Source organism: Bacillus sp. CH_70, assembly GCF_038007045.1.
GTDB lineage: Bacteria > Bacillota > Bacilli > Bacillales > Bacillaceae_G > Bacillus_A > Bacillus_A cereus.
In genome coordinates, this window is record NZ_JBBOWL010000001.1 from 5,020,415 (window position 1) to 5,039,778 (window position 19,364).

The following is a 19,364-nucleotide window of genomic DNA, read 5'->3' on the forward strand; positions in this document are numbered from 1 at the left end:
TTGAAGAGTCACCCTTTAATTCAATCATATTATTATACAGGCAAACCAGGTAAGAACTTTGCAATCAATACAACAATCGCAGCTAGGAATCCCGCTTTAATAATGAATAAAACAATAATTGGAATAGCTGCCTTCACTTTACTTACTCCAGCTGTAATTTGTAACCCTAGCCAAATTAAAATGATATTCCATAAATAGAACAATTCAATTGTATTACCAATTCCATATGCAAGTGAACCTTGATCGAATAGTGGTCCTAAACTTGTATACGCAGTTGGTCCAGCACCTAAAATTAAAGCTATAACACCATTAATAAGTCCACCAATAATAACAACAATATCCGCGTATACAATAATCATTACTATTTTTTTATAAGAAGTATCATTTCCATAGAACATCATAAACACCTTATAAATAGCTGCAATAACAAGTGTTGCAATCATAACACCTACTATTCCCCATATCGTACCAGAAATTACCTCTGATACAAGCGAACCCTGTTTTGCAAATTCGCCTCCCAATTTCTTTTGCATTTCAATCATCTCAGGTGATGTATACATAACATACGAATTTAAACCACCTACAAGCCCTTGTAACAATGCGACTAAGAAGAACATACCCCAAACTTTCTCCGTTGTCTTCATTCGCTCAAACTGCAAACCCGGAGAAGTAATCATTCCAAATAATGATGGCTTTTCTCCGCCAACTTTTTGCGTATTCAAATTAGCTTCCATTATAACGCCTCCTTCTATTTATATAACCCGTTCTAACGGGTGGTTCACTTCCTCATATAGAGGCTATGAACCGCCCACTAGAACGGTAATGTGTAGTTCTACTACACTATTAATTACTCATAACGCAATGCTTCAATTGGATCTAATTTCGCAGCTTTGTTTGCTGGAATTAATCCGAAAATAATACCGAGTGTCATCGAGAATAGTACGCCTCCAACGACAACTTCCCATGAAACGAGTGGTGGCCATTTTGCGAATGTAGAAACGATATATGCTCCGCCATACCCAAGACCAATTCCGATTAAACCACCTAGAAGTGTTAACATAACTGCTTCAATTAAAAACTGTAATAAAATTTTACTACGCGTTGCTCCAAGTGCTTTACGTACACCAATTTCACGCGTACGCTCCGTTACAGATACAAGCATGATGTTCATAACACCAATTCCACCAACGACTAATGAAATACCAGCGATACCACCGATGATCATTGTCATAATACCGGTCATCTTCGAAATACCTTCTTGAATTTCTTTTAAATTCATAACTTCATATTTACCAGTTGCATCAGTTGGTTTACGACTATTTAAAACATCTGCAGCTTTTTTACCTGCTTTTTCTAGATTATCTACATTTTTTGCTTGAACAGAAATATTTTGAATTTCATCTTTTCCATACAGTGTCGGCCATAATGAAATTGGAACTAGCGCTTCTGATGGTCCCATTCCCATAAACTCATTATCTGATTTGTAGACACCAATAATTTGCATCGGTTGACCTTTCATTTCAATAATTTTACCGACTGGATTGGTATCCTTAAACACCTTTTCTTCCATTTGTTTACTAATCATAACAACGTTATTACCTTGATCCACATCTGATTCTTGTAAAGAACGTCCCTTTAACAACTTTACTTTATTTACTGCAAAGTACTCACTATCTAATCCAGTAATACTCACCATTTCTTTTTTATCTTCAATATCAAGTGGTTCCATGGTTGAATTTGTTGTTACCACATGTGCGATTTCTGGAATTTTTTTAATTTCAAAAATGTCTTCTTCAGTTATCTTCGGTGCTTCTACCATTCCCATACCGAAAGGATCGTTTATATCTGCACTATAATGAATCGGAACTGTTTGATTACCTGCCCCAACAAACTGCGATTTCAATGCCGCTTCCCCGCCTTGCCCGATTGCAACGACCGTAATAATCGAACCTACCCCGATAATAATACCGAGCATCGTAAGAGCTGAACGTAATTTATGAGCTAAAATAGAAGATAGGGCAATTTTTATACTATCTAGTAAACTCATACCGCACACCTTCTATCTTCTGTAACTTTCCCGTCTCGCAGTACAATGCGGCGGGAAGAATACGCTGCTACTTCCTCTTCATGCGTAACCATAACAATTGTTGTACCTTCTGCATTAAGCTTCGTGAAAATATCCATAACTTGCTCACCAGACTTCGTATCAAGTGCACCAGTCGGTTCATCGGCCATAATGAACGTTGGGTTATTCGCAATCGCTCTTGCAATCGCTACACGCTGCTTCTGTCCACCTGATAACTCATTTGGTAAATGATGCACGCGGTCTGCTAATCCAACTTTACCTAACGCCTCCAAAGCACGCTTGCGACGCTCCGCTTTCTTCACGCCACCGTATACGAGCGGAAGCTCAACATTCTCCACTGCGGAAAGACGAGGCAGTAAATTAAAATGCTGGAATACAAAGCCAATATATTCATTACGAATTAAAGCAAGCTTTGACTCGTCTGCTGTTAAGATATTCACGTCATTTAGCATATATTCGCCTTCTGTTGGACGATCTAAACAACCAATAATATTCATAAGCGTTGACTTACCAGAACCCGACGGTCCCATAATTGAAACGAACTCACCGCTTTGAATCGTTAAACTAATACCGTGCAAAATCGGCACCGCCAATTTCCCCTGATAATACGTTTTAGCAATATTATTTAACGTAATCATTTTTCTTTCACTTCCATTCCGTCATACACATCGTCGGAAGGATTTTTAACCACCTTTTGCCCCACTGTTACGCCTTCTACAACCTCTGTCCAGTCTCCATCAGTAGAACCTTTTTTCACATTTTGTTTACGAAGCTTTCCTTTATCCTCAACATAAACAAATGCATCATCGCCTTTTTCTACAATGCTTTTACTTGGAACAGCAATCATCGTCTTATTCTCTAAGTTTACTTGCAGGGAAACATGATAACCTGGAGATAAACCATCTTGACTATCAAGGCTAGCTTTATATGTATATTGGGACATATTTTGAGTTGCTTCACCCATGCCGCCAGCTTGCGCCATCTCTGCACTTGTTGGGAATTCGCTTACCTCTGTAATCTTACCAGTCCACTTCTTCTTATTATTTGCTTTCGCTGTTACAGTGAATGTTTGATCCTTTTGAATTTGTGACTTCTGAAGCTCAGTTAACGTACCTTGAACTTGGAATGGATCTTTAGAAGCTACTTGTAAAAACGATTTTCCTTGACCACCTAACGCTTGAGATGAACTTTGTGCCGCATCTTTATCTAACTTTTGAACAACACCAGCGAAATTACTATAAATCGTAAGCTCTTTCTGCTTCTTACTTAACTCTTCTTTCTGCAACTTTCCTTTTTCTTTCTCAAGATCAGTTGTCTTTTGAGCTATCTCTAACTCGTTTACTTGCTCGTCCATCGGATCTGTTACTTCTTTCCCAGCTCCGCTATCTTTTGCCTTCTTAATTTCTTTCTTGAGCGAATCAATCTTCTTCTTTCCTTGATCATAACGCATATCCGCCATCTTCTGATCAAGCTCAGCTTGCTTCATTTGAAGGTTAATCTCTTCATTGTCATAAGAGAATAACTTCGTACCTTTTTCTACCTCTTGCCCTTCTTTTACCTCAATATCTTTCACTTTTCCTTTGGCCGGATCTGCATAGAAGCTTTCAATATTACCAGGCTTCACCTGACCAGAAATTAACTTTGTATTATTCAGCTTACGCTCTGTCACTTTCTCAAAACTTACAGCATCAGCATTTGTTGATGCACCCTTCTTCTTACCTTGCATAACAAAAATATTAATTGCCGCTACAATAACAATTAGTGCAATAACCCCAATAATAATCCATTTCTTCTTGTTTGGAGTACGAACCGTATTTGGTAACATATTCTCGCTCCCTTTTATAACTTAATAGTTTAATATAAAAATTGTATAAAACTTTCTGAAAATAGATTACATATTATTACATTATTTTTACAAAGTTTTACACATCCATTTATATTGTAACAAAAATTCCAATGATTAGAAATATGACATTATATCTTTTAAGATAGATTTAAGGAAAGGAAAAAGGGCAATTTTAATTGAATGGAAGCCATTCTTTATTAACAAACTTCTTGCCAAAATGAATCATTAAAATCATTTTCCTAATTGCATCATCGCTATTTTGTCATATATATTTGACATTTCATCTATTCAATTATAAAATGTCACATATAAATGACATTTTGGTACACGAGGTCTACAACCATCAATGGGAGGGTTATATTTGAATAACGTTAAACAATATCGAAAATCTGAAGGTTTATCGCAGCTAGAATTAGCTAAAAAAGTTAACGTAGCGAGACAGACAATAAATTTAATTGAAAACAATAAATATAACCCCTCTTTAGCCTTATGTATCGAATTAGCAAAAGCACTAAAAACAGATTTAAATAGTCTATTTTGGGAGGGAGATTAAATGATGAAAATTGAATGGAAAGAAAGAGTTTATAATAGTTTTGTTGGAACACTAAGTGAGAGAGATGAATACCAAAAACAAGAAATCAATAAAGAGTTATCTGTAGCTGGAATTGGTTTGTGGTGGTTAAATATGTTGGTAATGCTTATTATGTTACTTGTTGATACTATGAATCACACAATATCTATAGGAACTATATTTATTTTTCTATCTAATATGATTTACGCTAATTACTTAGCCTTTAAATTCAAGAAAAAAGGTTTAAGTGATACTGAATGTGCAACAAAAGAAGAATATTTACAGCACAAGAAAAAATTAAGAAAAGCTGGCTTAAAAGCAGGTGTGCTTTGGGGCTTTCAAATGTTTGTTTTTATGAATTATATCCTTCCCTATGTAGGTTCAGAAGAAATCTCTATTTCTTTATTTAAGGTTGTAATTTTCATCTGTGGCGGCGGATTTTTCGGTCTAACTATGTACGTAATTGGTTTATTAAATCTAAAAAAATTATATTAATTAACAAAAATCATTTATATATTAAACTGCAATTTTACATACTGTTTGTTTTTTCTAATATAAAAGCTATCCAATCACACACAATTGGATAGCTTTTTCAAACAAAATATTACGCTACTTTAGGATCTTTTCTCTCATGTCCACGTTGAACAATAAATAAAAAGATTGTTGATAAAACCGCACCTGTTAATAGTAAGATGAAACAACCATCCCAACCAGAACGATCAACAATAACACCAATTGCTGCGTTAGCTACAAGACTTCCGCCTACATAACCGAATAGACCACACATACCAACTGTCGTACCTACTGCAAATTTCGGTACTAATTCCATCGCACTTAAACCGATTAAGAACTGTGGTACATAAATTAAACAACCGATAATAGAAACTGCAATACTTACAACAAGTACGCTAGTTGCTTGCCAATATATAAACGTACCAATAACAACTCCAACCATACTAATAATACATAATGGCATACGTTTTCCTTTAAACAATTTATCACTTAAAAAACCAACGATTAATGAACTTGGAATTGCCATACCTTCAAAGATTGCATATGCCGCATGCGCTTCTGCTTTTGAAAATCCTTTAACTGTCGTTAAATAAAGTGGAACCCAGTTAATAACACCGAAACGAATTAAATAAACAAAAGCATTCGCAATACATAAGAACCATACAAATTTATTTTTCACTACATACTTCATTAAAATTTCTTTTGGTGACATCTTGTTAGCATTATCTGCTTTTTCAAGATTTTCATAGTCATTACGATACTCATCAATTGGAGGAAGACCTTCAGATTCTGGTGTATCCTTCGCATTAATCCAAACAAGAACCGAAATTACCATTGCGATAATTGCAGGGAAAATAAACACGCCGCCTTGCCAATGGTTTTCACCAAAAATACCTACACCAATTCCGACAAGTGGTGGCACAAGCATTCCACCAACGTTATGTGAAATATTCCAAAGACCTGTTTTCGTACCGCGTTCTTTCTTCGAGAACCATTTCGTCATAACAATACTACAAGGTGGTGCTCCCATACCTTGTACAATACCGTTAACAACAAGTAATGTAACAATCATCCCAAATGATGATGCAAAGCCGAAGCAAATATTTACAAGCCCTGATAAGAATAAACCGACTGCGATAAAGCGCTGGGCGAAAGCTTTATCTGATAAATTACCCATAAAGAACTTACTAAATCCATAAACAATTGCCATTACTGAACCTAGTAGACCAATTTCAGCTGTACTAAAACCATATTCTTGTACTAAATACGTACTTGATAACGTAAAGTTACTACGAACTAAATAATAAGCAGCATATCCAACTGAAATCCCGATTAACACACGAATACGTAGTAATCGATATACACGGTCGATCATATCCGCTGGCAATCTTTCAATTGCAGGTGCTGGCTTGAGCCATTTAAACATATATTTTCGTCTCCTTTTCTCACTTCAGAGAGAGACGCTGTCTATTCCATATCTCGATTATTCCGCTATTTGATATATTTTGATTCGTCCTTCTAACCGGCTGTCCTTCTATTTCTTTCTCATTCTTCGCAAACATCGTTGGTACGCCAAACGACACTTTTTCTAAAATGTGACCCGCTTCTTCTGATAAACAATAATCAATAAATAAATCCGCAATAATACCACTCGGTGCACGTTTTAGTTTCGAAATCGCATTAACGGATAACCCTGTTTGCTCAGGTTCGTTACTTAAAATCGGAAAGCCTTGTTTTTGAAGCATTCTCTGATCTCCCATAAAGTTGATGCCTATCATATATTCACCACTCGCAACAAGTTCTGCTGGGATGTAACCATTCACTGTTACTTCTCCAACTTGTTCTGCCAGATTTTTCACATATTCCTTCGCTTCCTCTTCACCTAACGTATCAATAAGTGATTGAAAAAACGTATATGCTGTACCTGAAACATTTGGATCGGGCATGACAATCTTTCCCTTATATACTGGATTCAATAAATCTTTCCATCTTAACGGATACGAGAGACCGAGCGGTGCTATTTCCTCGTTCCACCGCTCTTTATTAATCGCAATTGCCAGCTTCTCCACTTCATAACCGTACCAATAACCATCTTTATCTTTAACAGTTTTTGAAATACGATTTGCATGTTGGCTTATCACAGGAATAGAAAGATTTTTTTGCTTCATCATTTGATGCGCATCTACTGTACCGCCAATAATAATATCCGCCTTCGGATTTCCAGCTTCTTCTTCCACTCTACGAAGAAGTTCTTCTGTTGAAAGACGAATAAATTCATACGTACATCCGCGCGGCTTACAAAACGATGAAAGTAACGCTTCACCAACTTCCTCACGAGCCGCTACATACGCAACAATATGACGATCATCCAAAATAGGGAGACCATTTTTACTATATTTAATAGAGGTTGTATCTCGAGAGCAACTAGACATCGCTCCTCCAATTACTAGCAAAAAGAAGAAAAAGGCTATCTTTCTCATGACGCATTCTCCTTTACTAATAACTCTGCTAGAGAGCCTTTCATATACATGACATTTCCGTTATTATCACCGAGATATTGCACAACAAAGTACGATGGATACACAGAAATCGTAAGAATATCTTCACGATCATTCTTTACACGCTTACCTGTTTTATAAGCTGTAATATAAGCAATCGGTTCATTCTGCGATTGTAATAACTTCTGAATTTCTCCGTAATCTGTAATTTGCTTTGCGTATCGAATAGAATCAAGTATGTGCGTAAGATTGATAGTACGTACCACATCGCCTTGACGTACTACGACGTCCTTTGCTGAAGCAAAGAAATCACTAATACGCTCTGGCGTGTAATACAGGCTTAATAAATACGTTTGAAGTGCTGAAATCATCGGATCCATGCCATTCTTTCCGTATACATTTTCCCCATACTGGAACAAGTCACCTACTGCAAAAGTACGCTTATGTCCATTCAAGTACGTTACTTCTCCAGTAAATACTTGTTCTTGACTCTTAACGCCCTCAGGCTCTATTCGAATTCGGTCAAAGAATGAAACAATCGTATGCAAACGAACTTCATCCGTTACAACAATTTCTCCCCACTTTTCATGTCTTACTTTCACTTCAATTGGAAGAGATTCATTCACCCTTTGTAAAACGGCTTGTTTATCATTTACAATGTTAATTCGATTATAGATTTGCTTCTCCATAACATAAAACAAAACAAGAGAAACAATCATACAAATGACAAACATAAGAATTTGAAATGATAGCCTTTTCATTTCTGCCTACCTCCAAGATAAAAAAACGTTGTTTCGAAAATACCGCATAATTGTTTCATAAATGTATCATTTAACCGCTTTCAAGTTTTTTATGTCTTCCATCCTTCTCGGAAGCAAAAATGTAATGAATATTGTAGTACCTATTTCTTCACTACTCTCAATCCGCATGCTTCCGCCCTGTTTATTCATAATCTCCTGACAAATATACAAACCATAACCATTCCCGTAACTAGACGGAAGTGCCTTTCCTTTCGGAGACTCATTCCACTCTGCAAGCACCACTTCATCTATACCGATCCCATCATCATGAACAAAAACCTTTGCCTCATACTCATTCACAATTACATTCATACGAATGTGCGAAGCATCACTATACTTAATTGCATTATCAAGCACATTTAAGAAAATCTGCTTCGTCTTATCAAAATCCGCAACAACATGTACATCCGTTAACTCATTTATCACTTCAATTTCAAACTGATTTAGACGAGGTTTCACAATTGAAACTGCTTCTTCTGCCAATTCCTTTATATTCACAACTGTAGGAGACACTTCAAACGTACTCGTCCCATATTTCGAGGACTTAAGCAGTTCCTCTACAAGTGATAATAAACGCTCACTTTCCACAGCCACATAACGAAGACTTTCCTGTACATCTTCTTTCGAATGTAACTTTGGAATTAAATCAACATAACCGATAATTGCTGTTAGCGGTGTTTTTAGCTCATGCGTAATGCGATCTAGGAAATCTTTCTGCTTCTCTTTCTCCTCCTGCAATTGCTTAATATGCAGTTCAATTCCATCAGCCATCGCGTTAAAAGATGCTGAAAGCTGAGCGATTTCCACGTACTCATTTAACTCAATCTTACTCTTATAATCACCATTCGCAAGCCGCTGTGCCATTTGTCTCAACTGATCAATTGGTTTATGAAGAGACTTCGCCAAACGAATCGCAAAGAAAATACCGATAGCTACTAAACAAAGCGACGTCATTAAGAAAGTCCAGCTCACATTTGTTAAAACTTCCTTCTCACCCGTTAACTCATTTATAAAACGAATACTTCCAATGACATCGTTTCCATAATACACTGGGCTTGAAAACAAAAGAATGGGAGCGGGATCCGCCTCCTCAAAAACATAAGACTTCTTCCCCTTCAAAGAACTCTCAATGTCGACGTTACGGTGAAGCAACGCTCCTTTTTGTGTATCTGCAACAACATCGCCATTCTTTCCAATCATTTGCACACGGACATCCATACGCTTCGCTAAATACGACGCAATTAAAAGTGAATTAGGACCAAGCGTATCCACTTCTGCTTCCTTCTCTAAATAATTCATCGTATAAATTTGTGCTTCTACACTTAATTTTTCTAAAGAATCTGCTGCGTTATGATACATATTCTTTTCTAACGTAATATAAACAACTGCATATAAAAGAACAAAAATCGGAATTAACAGCCCAACTATTCCGAACACCATATTTCGCTTTAAAGACATACCATCACCACTTAACAATCTAGTTTATAGCCAACGCCATAAATTGTCTTAATATATTCTCCGCTCGTCCCAAGCTTCTTTCGAAGTCTCTGTACCATAATATCAACTGCTCTCGTATTTCCGATATACTCAAATCCCCATACTTTCTCAAGCAACTCATCCCTCATAAACACACGCTGCGGATTTGAAACAAACAACTGACATAAATTAAACTCTCGGTACGTTAACTGAATCTCTTGTCCACTCACATGTACCTTTCTTTCCTTAGGACAAATCACTATCTCTCCAGCCTCAATTACTTCATGACTTACAGCCGCCTCCGTCTTCTTTACACGCCGCGCCATATTCTTAACCCGAAGAATAAGCTCCGCATAATTAAACGGCTTCGTCACATAATCATCAGCACCAAGCTGCAATCCAAGCAACTTATCATTCATCTGACTCTTTGCCGTTAACATAAGCACCGGAATATCCCTATCCCTCTCACGGAACAAACGAAGCAACTCATACCCATCCGTATCCGGAAGCATAACATCCAAAATCAATACATCCGGCCCTTCATTCCATCGCTCTAAAGCTTCTCTCCCATCAGCCGCTGCCAATACTTCATAACCTTCCATCTCCAACTGCATCCGAATCAAATTACGAATACTCGATTCATCATCAACCACAAGTATTTTCATTATTTTCCTCCTTCCATCATGTATTATAGTACAGTTTAGTATAGCAAAAATCGTACAAAAAAAGAGAGGGTAATGTCGAACATATTTTGTCGACGATACCCTCTCTTTCACTTATTATATTTATTTAGCATATCCATTCGGTTGCTTTTGATGCCAATTCCAAGCATGTTCAATGATTGTCTTAACATTTACATACTTAGGATCCCATCCTAGCTTCTCTTTCGCTTTCTTAGAAGAAGCAACTAAACGTGCTGGATCGCCCGCACGGCGCGGTGCTACCTCAGCAGGAATTTCATGATTTGTAACTTCTCGAACTGCATCAACGATTTCTTTTACACTGAAACCATTACCATTTCCTAAGTTATAGAAATCACTCTCTCCGCCGTTCTGCAAGTCTTTAAGCCCTAAGAAATGAGCCGCTACTAAATCTTCAACATGAATATAATCACGGATACAAGTACCGTCTGGTGTATTATAATCATCACCAAACATCATAATCTTCTCACGTTGACCTAAAGCCACTTGCAGCACAAGAGGAATTAAATGTGTTTCTGGACGGTGATCTTCCCCAATAATACCATTTGGAGTTGCACCAGCCACGTTAAAGTATCTGAAAATCTTATAACGTAAATTAGAAGCTTGGCTATACCAATGAAGCATCTTCTCGATTGCTAACTTCGTCTCTCCGTACGTATTCGTAGGATTTGTCATCGTTTCCTCAGTAATAAGATCCACATCTACCTCACCATACGTTGCCGCAGTAGAAGAGAAAATGAACTTATCTACCTTAAACTCATCCATTACCTCTAATAAACAAAGTGCACCATACACATTGTTATTATAATATTGAAGGGGCTTTTCCATACTAACTCCAACTAAAGAATCAGCTGCAAAGTGCATAACCGCCTCAATATTTTCTTGTTTAAAAACATCCCTTAAAAATGATTTATCACGAAGGTCGCCATTATAAAACTTCGCGCCTTCCGTAATTGCATCTTCATGACCAGTTTGTAAGTTATCTACTACTACTACAGATAAACCTTCGTCTACTAATTTTTTCACAGCGTGAGAACCGATGTACCCGGCTCCGCCGCAGATTAGGATTGAGTTCATTGTTTTCCTCCTACTATTTTCAAATCTCTTAATTATAAAAAGACAAGGTATACGAGAACTCGTACACCTTTTATCTCTCCTTCATTACTTAGCTACAAAATAATCAGTTACATATTTCGCCCAAACGTCATGTCCTTTTGCACTTGGGAAACCAAATTCTTCTTGTAAATATGGTAGGATAGCCTTTGTTGTCGCATCAGGCCATGCTCCCCAATGATCAATATATGTATAATTATTTTGCGCTGCAAATTGTTTTAATGCTTCAATCGATTTCGGATAATTTTTCGCACCATACACTGGATTTGATGGTTGAATCATAATCGTAGCGCCTTTTGCACTAGTAGAAAGTGCTTGAACAAACTTCTGTGTATTCACAACAGAGTTCCCATTACCAGTTTTACCGTTATCAGTAATGAATGGTGGTTCAAATAAAATCACATCTGGATTGTCTTTCGCAATCTCTTTATCACGCTTATTCGCGATTAACTCTTCTGTGCTTTCACCCTTATATTCCTTTACCGTCACATTCCATAAACCTTTACCGTAAGCTGTTTCTAAATTAGTTGTTAACTTAGCTGCCCAAGCATCTTTTGCAGATGAAGAAGCTTCATCACCAACAATAACAAGGTTTACTGGCTTTTTAGCCTCAGCAGCTTTCTTTAACTTCTCTTTCACTGCATCTGGCAAGTTCTTCGCATATGCTTCATTAAAAGATGACTTTGTATCTTGTTTTTTCTCTTCCTTTTTCTCTTCTTTCTTTGCTCCGCTATCTTTCACTTCAGCCTTTGTTTTCGTTACTTCACTCGTTTGTCCTGTTGCATTCGCAATCTTCTTATTCCAGTACAATTTACCGCTCACAATCGAAGCAACAAACAATACAAAAATAACAAGGACAAGTACTGCTTTCTTATTCATCGATTCACCTCATCTATTAATCTCACAATATATAATACTAATATAAATCCATGCAAAAATAAACCCAACTCCTTCCAAAGGAGTTGGGTTATTACATATTATTTAGTCACTTCAAGATGCGCTCTTAACTTATTCGTTAAATCTTGTTTTGCTGCCTCTGGAACATAGTAGTACCAAATACCATCAGCTGCTATGTGACCGTCACCTGAGATTTGGATATCTTCACTATTCTGCAGACAATCTTTATAATTTTTTTGCATATCAAACATTTGATCTTGCGTTAAGTTTGTCTTCACATTCTTTTGAATCGCTGTAAGTACATCTCCATAGCTTGATAAAGAAGAGAAGCTTGCACCTTTCTTAATAACAGCTTGCATCACTTGACGTTGACGCATTTGACGACCGAAGTCACCTCGTGGGTCTGCTTTACGCATACGTGTGAATGCTAAAGCTTCATCACCTGTTAAGTGTATATTTCCCTTGGCGAAATGGTGCTTATCTTGTGTAAATTCTAAATCATTATTTACATCTACACCACCAACTGCATCTACAATATCTTTAAACCCTTCCATGTTCACTTCAATATAATAGTTAATAGGAATATTCAAGAATTTTTCCACTGTCGCTACAGACATGTCTACGCCACCAAATGCATAAGCATGATTAATTTTATCACTTTTCCCTTTTCCAACGATTTCTGTATATGTATCACGAGGGATACTTACTGTTTTCATTGAATTATTTTTAGGATTTAATGTGATGACCATTAAAGAATCTGAACGTCCTTTGTCTTCACCGCGTTCATCAGCTCCTAATAATAGGATTGAAACTGGTGCTGATTTACTGATTTTCTCTTCTTGTTTATTACCTTCATCACGCTTTAATGGTTTATGAACTTCATCTAACGTTTTTGACACGGAAGAATATATATTATAAGCATAGACTCCTCCGCCTATAATTAGGACTCCTATGATTCCTAATATCCAAAATAGGATTTTCTTTTTCATTTTTTAACCTTCTTTCTTAAAACCACCTTATAGGTTCATCAAAGAATTGATTTTCTTTATTCAACGGTGCCCTATTCGTTACTTAACGCCTAATACAACTATATTTTCGCATAGACTCAATCCTATACAAAATTAACACCATACATTATTGAAAATTTGCAAATTTACTTATCTAATCGCTAATTTTCTATTTCGATGCACTTTATAATATTACTGATTCCATATGAAATAATTATTAACATCCAAAGTTCATTTTTGAAAAAAACACTCTCTGTTAAACCTATTATCATATATGCGAAAATTGAAAAGGACAAAACTTTAGATATAACGTGATTCTTAAAACGCCCTAAGTTTTTAGCGACCATTATTAAAATTATGATAAAAAAGGAGATACCAAAAATGCCAGAATACATAAGAATTTCAAGTAATCCATTATGTGCCTCATACAAATTAATAAAATGTTGGTTAATAATATTATTTCCTCTTCCAAAACCTATAAAATAAGAATCCTGAATAGTATTGAATATTAAGTCCCACACATAAGTTCTTCCCGTAAATGTTATATCTTTATGCAAAACATTTATAATAAAATCCCCAAATAAAAATTCTTGCAATCTAAAAACGACTATGGAGAAGAAAAGTATAACATAAATTAAGAGATAGTTTTTTAAAGACGGGAAGTATCTTTTGTTTACCACTAAAAATAATGTCGTTACTATTGCCACAACAATTCCCGTTCCACTTGCCGATAAATAGATAGATACAATACTTAATATTATCACAATGAGTGGGAATACCTTTAGCTTTTTATACATTATATAAGAGTAAATAAATGTAATCGGTATTGCTGGTAATACTGTCATTGTAATTGCATTTTTTCCTCCCAGTAAATACACGGGAAATCCATTATTATCAATTGTAACTCCACCCATTATTATTGTCAGGAAATTCAAAATAATAATAACTGAAAATAAATAATATACCCCGCTAAAAAACTCTTTAGATTCTTTCATAGCATAAGAAATATAAATACAAAAAGACATAAAAATTACTATAGTAACTGTAATCCCATTAGTCAAATTCCCATTAATAACAGCAGAAAATAGAACTACCATCATATAACACACTATTAGCAGGTTCAAAATATTTATCCGCTTAAATATTAACCAAAAGGCTACTAACACTATTAATGATTTCCACGCAAAAACAAAGCTATTAATATGATCCAAATTAAAAAAATAAATATTCAGATGGGGTAGAAGCAAAAAAATAGCAATCCATCTATTTGAGATATTCATATATAATCCTCCACCGTTAACTCATTACTGAAGTTAATTTTTAATTTCTTTTCAAATTCCCCTTTTATTTTTTAGAGATATCTCCAAGAAGACCGATTGATTTTTAATCCTAATAACCTTTTTGATCTATCATAAAATTCATAAAAAGGCTGTATTAAATAACTTGATCAGTGTTGAAAAATTCTTCAGTAATACTAACCATGTACCCTTTTCTTTTAAATCTACAAAATAAAACCAATATGCCTTCACTGCTAGTCTCTACTAAATAAATCCCTTGTATAAACCTTCTCCTCTACTTCGTATAAATCATCAGTTAATCTATTAGCTACAATTACATTACTTACTTTTTTAAATTCTTCAAAGTCATTAATTACTTTAGAATTATAAAATGTCTCTTCACGAAGTGCTGGTTCATATACAACGACTTCAATTCCTTTTGCTTTAATGCGCTTCATAACTCCCTGAATAGCCGATTGTCTAAAATTATCTGAATCCATTTTCATAGTTAATCTATAGATACCTACAACTTTAGGATTTCTCTTTATAATCATTTCTGCAATATGATCTTTTCTTGTTCTATTTGCATCAACAATTGCTGTCATTATATTATTAGGGACATCCGCATAATTCGCTAAGAGTTGCTTCGTATCTTTAGGTAAACAATAGCCACCATAACCAAAAGATGGATTATTATACTGATCACCAATTCTCGGATCCAATCCAACTCCATCAATAATTTGTTTGGTATCTAGTTCTCGTACTTCTGCATATGAATCTAGTTCATTAAAAAAGGCAACCCTCATGGCTAAATATGTATTGGCAAATAATTTAATTGCTTCAGCCTCAGTTGAATTTGTAAATAATACCGGAATATCTTTTTTGATCGCACCTTGAACTAATAATCCAGCAAATTTCTTTGCTCTATCCGATTTTTCCCCTACAATTATACGTGACGGATATAGATTATCGTACAAAGCTCTACCTTCTCTTAGAAATTCTGGCGAGAAAATAATATTATCCGTTTCAAATTTCTCCTTTATTTTCTCTACATATCCTACTGGAACAGTTGACTTTATTATCATTATAGCTTCTGGATTAATAGATAAAACATTAGCAATTACAGCCTCAACAGTTCTTGTATTAAAATAATTTTTATCTGGATCATAATTTGTCGGTGTTGCAATAATAACATATTCTGCATCCCTAAATGCTCTATAATTATCAGTAGTAGCTATTAAATTAAGTTCTTTTGTTGCTAAAAATTCTTCAATTTCAGTATCTATGATAGGAGATTTTCTATTGTTAATCATATCCACTTTTTCTTGAATAATATCAAGTGCTATTACTTCATTATGCTCAGCTAATAAAATTGCATTAGATAAACCAACATATCCTGTTCCAGCTATTGTAATTTTCATTTATTCGAAACACACCCTTACTTCTTAATATCTATAGAGTTTATTCTTTTAAAACCGCCTCGTATCTTAATTCATCCTAAAACAATAATTTAAAAATGTCACTTCACATCTTCTATCCATTTCTCCCTATTTAATACTAAATGTGCAAGTTCTTTGTTTTGAGTATCATACTTATCCCAATACTTCATTTCCTCTAGAAACTCTATATGATTTTTCTCAAACCTCATTTTAATGACTTTAGCTGGATTACCTACTGCAATAGCGTAAGCTGGGATGTCCTTAGTTACAACTGATCCAGCTCCTATAATTGCACCGTTTCCTATTGATACACCTCGCATTATTATTGCATTGGCACCAATCCAAACATCATTGCCAATTACCGTTTGAATATTTAACTCCTCAAAACTCCCTGGAATATTAAGAATATTATTTTTAGAATATATAAATGGGGACGTACTAATATTTTTAATAGGGTGATTAGGCAAACCTATCATACAATTATAGCTTATAGAACAAAACTTCCCAATATCCGAATTAAACACTATAGAATTATTATTAATATATGAGTATTCGCCGATAGAAACATTCTCGCCAATTATTACACCTTTATTAATTCTAGCTCCCTTAGATATCTTAAGATTACGATTTACCTGAAAAGAATTAATACTAGCTGATTTGTGTTTATATTTTAAAAGTATGAACTTCGCTAATAGCTTAACCTGATTTATCATATATTTCTCCCAGAGACGCTATATAATAGGTAATTATATAAATAGAATAATTTGTATTTATAATTAGGGGCTATTTGTAGTAATAATTTATAATACGCTTTTGCACCTTTAGAGTTTTTTCTGAACAGTTGTTTATTACCAATAGCAGTCAATCCCCCATGTCTATACTCACAAACCTGTAATGCTTCATTGACAGCTAAAACTTCATATTTGAGTGACATTTGGAGTGTTAGTACGCCCTCTGTAACAAATTTCTCTCCTTTATATTCAGGAAATCTATATTCTCTTAATATATCGTGTTTAAATACCCACAGTTTATCTCCCCTCATCCTATACTTATAAATTAATTCAATTAAATTAAATGTTGAGTTACTCTTAGGAAAACTACTTCCTATAACATTATCTTGTGGATCTACACATAAAAAACATATTGCCATTACGTTATTATTTATTTTAGAGTATTTATCAATTTTCTCTAAGGCATAGTCCTTTAAAAAATCATCTGAATCTACACAAACCATAAACTCCCCTTTGGATTCTTCAATTGCCTTATTAAAAGCCCGATGCTTACCTCCATTATTTTGTCTAATATACCTAATAGATATGTTACCTTCTTTTATAAAACCATTAACTTTTTGCTCTGTTTTATCAGTTGATCCATCGTCAATAATTAACCATTCAAAATCTCGAAATGATTGTTTCTTTAAGGAATCGTATAAACTCCCTAACTCCTCTTCCCTATTATATGTTGGAGTAAAAATGGTATATTTCATCTTCTATCCTCTCTAATCTCTATTTTCATATAACCAATTACTATAAAAAATCTAGATAGAAGGAGAATTCTTCGTAATTCTTAGCATTCCTTTTTATCTAGTTGTTCTTAATAAATCTAAAACCTTTATTATAATGTTTTTAAAAATATAAATTAAGATAACCGCTAAAATTAATACAAAAACTATCAGGTATACTCCTTCGTAGTAATAAAACACAAAAGTGGAGATAGTTAAAGTAACTATTCCTCCATACAATGTGGAAGCTTCTAGACTAATATTGTATTGATTCTTTAATTTAATTGTAATTATTAAGCCATTAATGAAGAAAGCTATTGTAAGAGAGAGTGTTGCACCTATTAATCCAAAAATATTAGTTAATACAACTAATCCAATTATATTAACAATCGCACTAATTAGAGTAGGCATTAGTAACTTACTTGATTCCTTCTCTGCTAAAAATAGAGTACTTGCAAAACTTGCATATGAATTAATTAATACCCCTATAAATGTAATAGGAATTATTGTTAGCGCTTCATGATACTGTTCTGCAATCATATATGGAAATATAAGTTTAATAATAATTAGCGAGATTGAACCCACATATAAAATAACTTTTAATATATAATTCAAGCTATTTCTATAATATTCTTTTTTATTTTCCTCTTTCCCCATAGAATATGACATTTCATACCATGCTAATTGAAAAGAGTTAACCACTAATACCATTATGCTAGATAAACGATTAGTAATCCCATATAACCCATTTTCATGCATCCCTAATTTATTACTAATTACGATCCTAATTAGACCACTTAAAAGCCAATACGATATAGTTGTTAAGCAGAGCGGTAAAGAAAAAAGTATTAGCTTCTTTATTAGAGAAAGGGAAATTGTACTCACTTTAAAATTACTTATGATTTTAACTTTTATTTCCAATATCACAATTTGAAGTAACGTTCCGACAATATATGAAATATATAATGCCTCAATTCCCATATCATAAATTACAATTAAAATTATATTAATCAAAATACTAATAATACTATTCAGTAAACCTGTCGCTACTAACAAAGTATTCTTTGAAAAACTTCTAGCCACAAAATTATAATAATACTGAAAAGCAAATAATACCCCTTGAATAAAAATTAAATATTTATAATGGATATTATAATCAATAGCATTAATTATAATAAAAAACGTAATACTATATAAAAATGCTCCAAAAATTTGAATTGTAATTCCATTTGAAATTACAGCATATTTATCTGTTAGTTTCTCATAATCAAAGGTGAAACGAAAAATCCCATCCCACACTTGAAAGAATATGATCGGAATTACTAAATTAATTAAAGAAATAGTTAAATCGTAATACCCAAAAGATTCAGGACTTATTCTTGAGGTGTATAACGGTAACAAAAAAATTCCTATCAATTTAGTCAATGTATTACCTATAAAAAATACTCCTGATGTCCTGATAAATTGTTTTAAATAATTCATTTATGCTCTCAGTCCTTATAATCCAACTATTATAATGTAAATATTTACTAACACTATTAAAGATATTAATCGCACCAATATTTTGTACCCTATGTAGTTTTTGATTTAATAATTCATTTCCCTAAGTACAGTTTTATCATAATCACCTCGAACTTAT

Annotated in this window: 19 protein-coding genes; 2 read left to right on the forward strand and 17 right to left on the reverse strand. The window is 34.2% G+C overall.

Annotation, left to right across the window (positions count from 1 at the left end; genetic code table 11):
- Positions 1 to 32 precede the first annotated feature (32 nt).
- From N2V79_RS25745 to N2V79_RS25760, 4 genes are all read right to left on the reverse strand, one after another.
- Positions 33 to 734: a Yip1 family protein gene (locus N2V79_RS25745; RefSeq protein ID WP_340720306.1), complete on the reverse strand. Its 702-nt coding sequence runs from the start codon at positions 732 to 734 to the stop codon at positions 33 to 35.
- Between the two features lie 113 nt (positions 735 to 847).
- Positions 848 to 2,047 (reverse strand): ABC transporter permease, encoded by a 1,200-nt coding sequence (locus N2V79_RS25750; RefSeq protein ID WP_006922891.1) that lies wholly within the window; start codon positions 2,045 to 2,047, stop codon positions 848 to 850.
- Positions 2,044 to 2,724, reverse strand: coding sequence for an ABC transporter ATP-binding protein (locus N2V79_RS25755; RefSeq protein WP_000631624.1), 681 nt, complete (start codon positions 2,722 to 2,724; stop codon positions 2,044 to 2,046). The genes N2V79_RS25750 and N2V79_RS25755 overlap by 4 nt, the downstream gene beginning before the upstream one ends.
- Positions 2,721 to 3,911, reverse strand: a complete 1,191-nt coding sequence (locus tag N2V79_RS25760) for an efflux RND transporter periplasmic adaptor subunit (RefSeq protein ID WP_340720307.1) — start codon at positions 3,909 to 3,911, stop codon at positions 2,721 to 2,723. Before N2V79_RS25760 ends, N2V79_RS25755 begins: the two co-directional genes overlap by 4 nt.
- Before the next feature lie 382 nt (positions 3,912 to 4,293).
- Between N2V79_RS25760 and N2V79_RS25765 the strand changes: the two genes are divergently transcribed.
- Together N2V79_RS25765 and N2V79_RS25770 are read left to right on the forward strand one after the other, a co-directional pair.
- Entirely contained in the window at positions 4,294 to 4,485 is a 192-nt protein-coding gene (locus tag N2V79_RS25765; RefSeq protein WP_001067016.1) for a helix-turn-helix transcriptional regulator, read from the forward strand.
- A complete protein-coding gene (locus N2V79_RS25770; RefSeq protein ID WP_000975591.1) occupies positions 4,486 to 4,998 on the forward strand; it encodes a DUF3278 domain-containing protein in 513 nt (170 codons plus the stop codon).
- A gap of 109 nt (positions 4,999 to 5,107) precedes the next feature.
- On the opposite strand, the gene N2V79_RS25775 is transcribed toward N2V79_RS25770, so the two are convergent.
- The 13 genes from N2V79_RS25775 to N2V79_RS25835 form a co-directional block, all read right to left on the reverse strand.
- Positions 5,108 to 6,442, reverse strand: a complete 1,335-nt coding sequence (locus N2V79_RS25775; protein WP_000477603.1) for an MFS transporter — start codon at positions 6,440 to 6,442, stop codon at positions 5,108 to 5,110.
- 19 nt (positions 6,443 to 6,461) lie between these two features.
- Positions 6,462 to 7,496 (reverse strand): ABC transporter substrate-binding protein, encoded by a 1,035-nt coding sequence (locus tag N2V79_RS25780; RefSeq protein ID WP_001225641.1) that lies wholly within the window; start codon positions 7,494 to 7,496, stop codon positions 6,462 to 6,464.
- The gene (locus N2V79_RS25785; protein WP_000826619.1) at positions 7,493 to 8,275 is read right to left on the reverse strand and encodes a DUF3919 family protein; all 783 of its coding nucleotides are present in this window, start codon (positions 8,273 to 8,275) and stop codon (positions 7,493 to 7,495) included. Before N2V79_RS25785 ends, N2V79_RS25780 begins: the two co-directional genes overlap by 4 nt.
- A gap of 66 nt (positions 8,276 to 8,341) precedes the next feature.
- Complete coding sequence (locus N2V79_RS25790; RefSeq protein ID WP_340720308.1) at positions 8,342 to 9,772, reverse strand: HAMP domain-containing sensor histidine kinase; 1,431 nt, start codon at positions 9,770 to 9,772, stop codon at positions 8,342 to 8,344.
- Between the two features lie 11 nt (positions 9,773 to 9,783).
- Complete coding sequence (locus N2V79_RS25795; protein ID WP_000699553.1) at positions 9,784 to 10,455, reverse strand: response regulator transcription factor; 672 nt, start codon at positions 10,453 to 10,455, stop codon at positions 9,784 to 9,786.
- A gap of 120 nt (positions 10,456 to 10,575) precedes the next feature.
- Positions 10,576 to 11,568, reverse strand: a complete 993-nt coding sequence (galE, locus tag N2V79_RS25800; protein WP_001084657.1) for a UDP-glucose 4-epimerase GalE — start codon at positions 11,566 to 11,568, stop codon at positions 10,576 to 10,578.
- An 84-nt stretch (positions 11,569 to 11,652) separates the two neighbouring features.
- Positions 11,653 to 12,483: an SGNH/GDSL hydrolase family protein gene (locus tag N2V79_RS25805; RefSeq protein WP_340720309.1), complete on the reverse strand. Its 831-nt coding sequence runs from the start codon at positions 12,481 to 12,483 to the stop codon at positions 11,653 to 11,655.
- A gap of 98 nt (positions 12,484 to 12,581) precedes the next feature.
- On the reverse strand, positions 12,582 to 13,490 hold the full coding sequence (gene tagU / locus N2V79_RS25810; protein WP_265938489.1) for a polyisoprenyl-teichoic acid--peptidoglycan teichoic acid transferase TagU: 909 nt from the start codon (positions 13,488 to 13,490) through the stop codon (positions 12,582 to 12,584).
- A gap of 179 nt (positions 13,491 to 13,669) precedes the next feature.
- On the reverse strand, positions 13,670 to 14,788 hold the full coding sequence (locus N2V79_RS25815) for an O-antigen ligase family protein (protein WP_265938488.1): 1,119 nt from the start codon (positions 14,786 to 14,788) through the stop codon (positions 13,670 to 13,672).
- 251 nt (positions 14,789 to 15,039) lie between these two features.
- Positions 15,040 to 16,206, reverse strand: a complete 1,167-nt coding sequence (locus N2V79_RS25820) for a nucleotide sugar dehydrogenase (RefSeq protein WP_265938487.1) — start codon at positions 16,204 to 16,206, stop codon at positions 15,040 to 15,042.
- Between the two features lie 98 nt (positions 16,207 to 16,304).
- The gene (locus N2V79_RS25825) at positions 16,305 to 16,937 is read right to left on the reverse strand and encodes a CatB-related O-acetyltransferase (RefSeq protein WP_265938486.1); all 633 of its coding nucleotides are present in this window, start codon (positions 16,935 to 16,937) and stop codon (positions 16,305 to 16,307) included.
- A complete protein-coding gene (locus N2V79_RS25830; protein ID WP_265938485.1) occupies positions 16,934 to 17,710 on the reverse strand; it encodes a glycosyltransferase family A protein in 777 nt (258 codons plus the stop codon). The genes N2V79_RS25825 and N2V79_RS25830 overlap by 4 nt, the downstream gene beginning before the upstream one ends.
- Positions 17,711 to 17,803: 93 nt before the next feature.
- Entirely contained in the window at positions 17,804 to 19,207 is a 1,404-nt protein-coding gene (locus N2V79_RS25835; protein WP_265938484.1) for a lipopolysaccharide biosynthesis protein, read from the reverse strand.
- Between the last annotated feature and the right edge of the window lie 157 nt (positions 19,208 to 19,364).

What these genes read in the sequence shown, in the direction of transcription:
- N2V79_RS25820 (WP_265938487.1), bottom strand. Translation starts at nt 16,206, where the DNA reads ATGAAAATTACAATAGCTGGAACAGGATATGTTGGTTTATCTAATGCA.
- N2V79_RS25755 (WP_000631624.1), bottom strand. Translation starts at nt 2,724, where the DNA reads ATGATTACGTTAAATAATATTGCTAAAACGTATTATCAGGGGAAATTG.
- N2V79_RS25790 (WP_340720308.1), bottom strand. Translation starts at nt 9,772, where the DNA reads ATGTCTTTAAAGCGAAATATGGTGTTCGGAATAGTTGGGCTGTTAATT.
- N2V79_RS25830 (WP_265938485.1), bottom strand. Translation starts at nt 17,710, where the DNA reads ATGAAATATACCATTTTTACTCCAACATATAATAGGGAAGAGGAGTTA.
- N2V79_RS25815 (WP_265938488.1), bottom strand. Translation starts at nt 14,788, where the DNA reads ATGAATATCTCAAATAGATGGATTGCTATTTTTTTGCTTCTACCCCAT.
- N2V79_RS25775 (WP_000477603.1), bottom strand. Translation starts at nt 6,442, where the DNA reads ATGTTTAAATGGCTCAAGCCAGCACCTGCAATTGAAAGATTGCCAGCG.
- N2V79_RS25780 (WP_001225641.1), bottom strand. Translation starts at nt 7,496, where the DNA reads ATGAGAAAGATAGCCTTTTTCTTCTTTTTGCTAGTAATTGGAGGAGCG.
- tagU (WP_265938489.1), bottom strand. Translation starts at nt 13,490, where the DNA reads ATGAAAAAGAAAATCCTATTTTGGATATTAGGAATCATAGGAGTCCTA.
- N2V79_RS25750 (WP_006922891.1), bottom strand. Translation starts at nt 2,047, where the DNA reads ATGAGTTTACTAGATAGTATAAAAATTGCCCTATCTTCTATTTTAGCT.
- N2V79_RS25745 (WP_340720306.1), bottom strand. Translation starts at nt 734, where the DNA reads ATGGAAGCTAATTTGAATACGCAAAAAGTTGGCGGAGAAAAGCCATCA.
- N2V79_RS25785 (WP_000826619.1), bottom strand. Translation starts at nt 8,275, where the DNA reads ATGAAAAGGCTATCATTTCAAATTCTTATGTTTGTCATTTGTATGATT.
- N2V79_RS25805 (WP_340720309.1), bottom strand. Translation starts at nt 12,483, where the DNA reads ATGAATAAGAAAGCAGTACTTGTCCTTGTTATTTTTGTATTGTTTGTT.
- N2V79_RS25825 (WP_265938486.1), bottom strand. Translation starts at nt 16,937, where the DNA reads ATGATAAATCAGGTTAAGCTATTAGCGAAGTTCATACTTTTAAAATAT.
- N2V79_RS25795 (WP_000699553.1), bottom strand. Translation starts at nt 10,455, where the DNA reads ATGAAAATACTTGTGGTTGATGATGAATCGAGTATTCGTAATTTGATT.
- galE (WP_001084657.1), bottom strand. Translation starts at nt 11,568, where the DNA reads ATGAACTCAATCCTAATCTGCGGCGGAGCCGGGTACATCGGTTCTCAC.
- N2V79_RS25835 (WP_265938484.1), bottom strand. Translation starts at nt 19,207, where the DNA reads ATGAATTATTTAAAACAATTTATCAGGACATCAGGAGTATTTTTTATA.
- N2V79_RS25770 (WP_000975591.1), top strand. Translation starts at nt 4,486, where the DNA reads ATGATGAAAATTGAATGGAAAGAAAGAGTTTATAATAGTTTTGTTGGA.
- N2V79_RS25760 (WP_340720307.1), bottom strand. Translation starts at nt 3,911, where the DNA reads ATGTTACCAAATACGGTTCGTACTCCAAACAAGAAGAAATGGATTATT.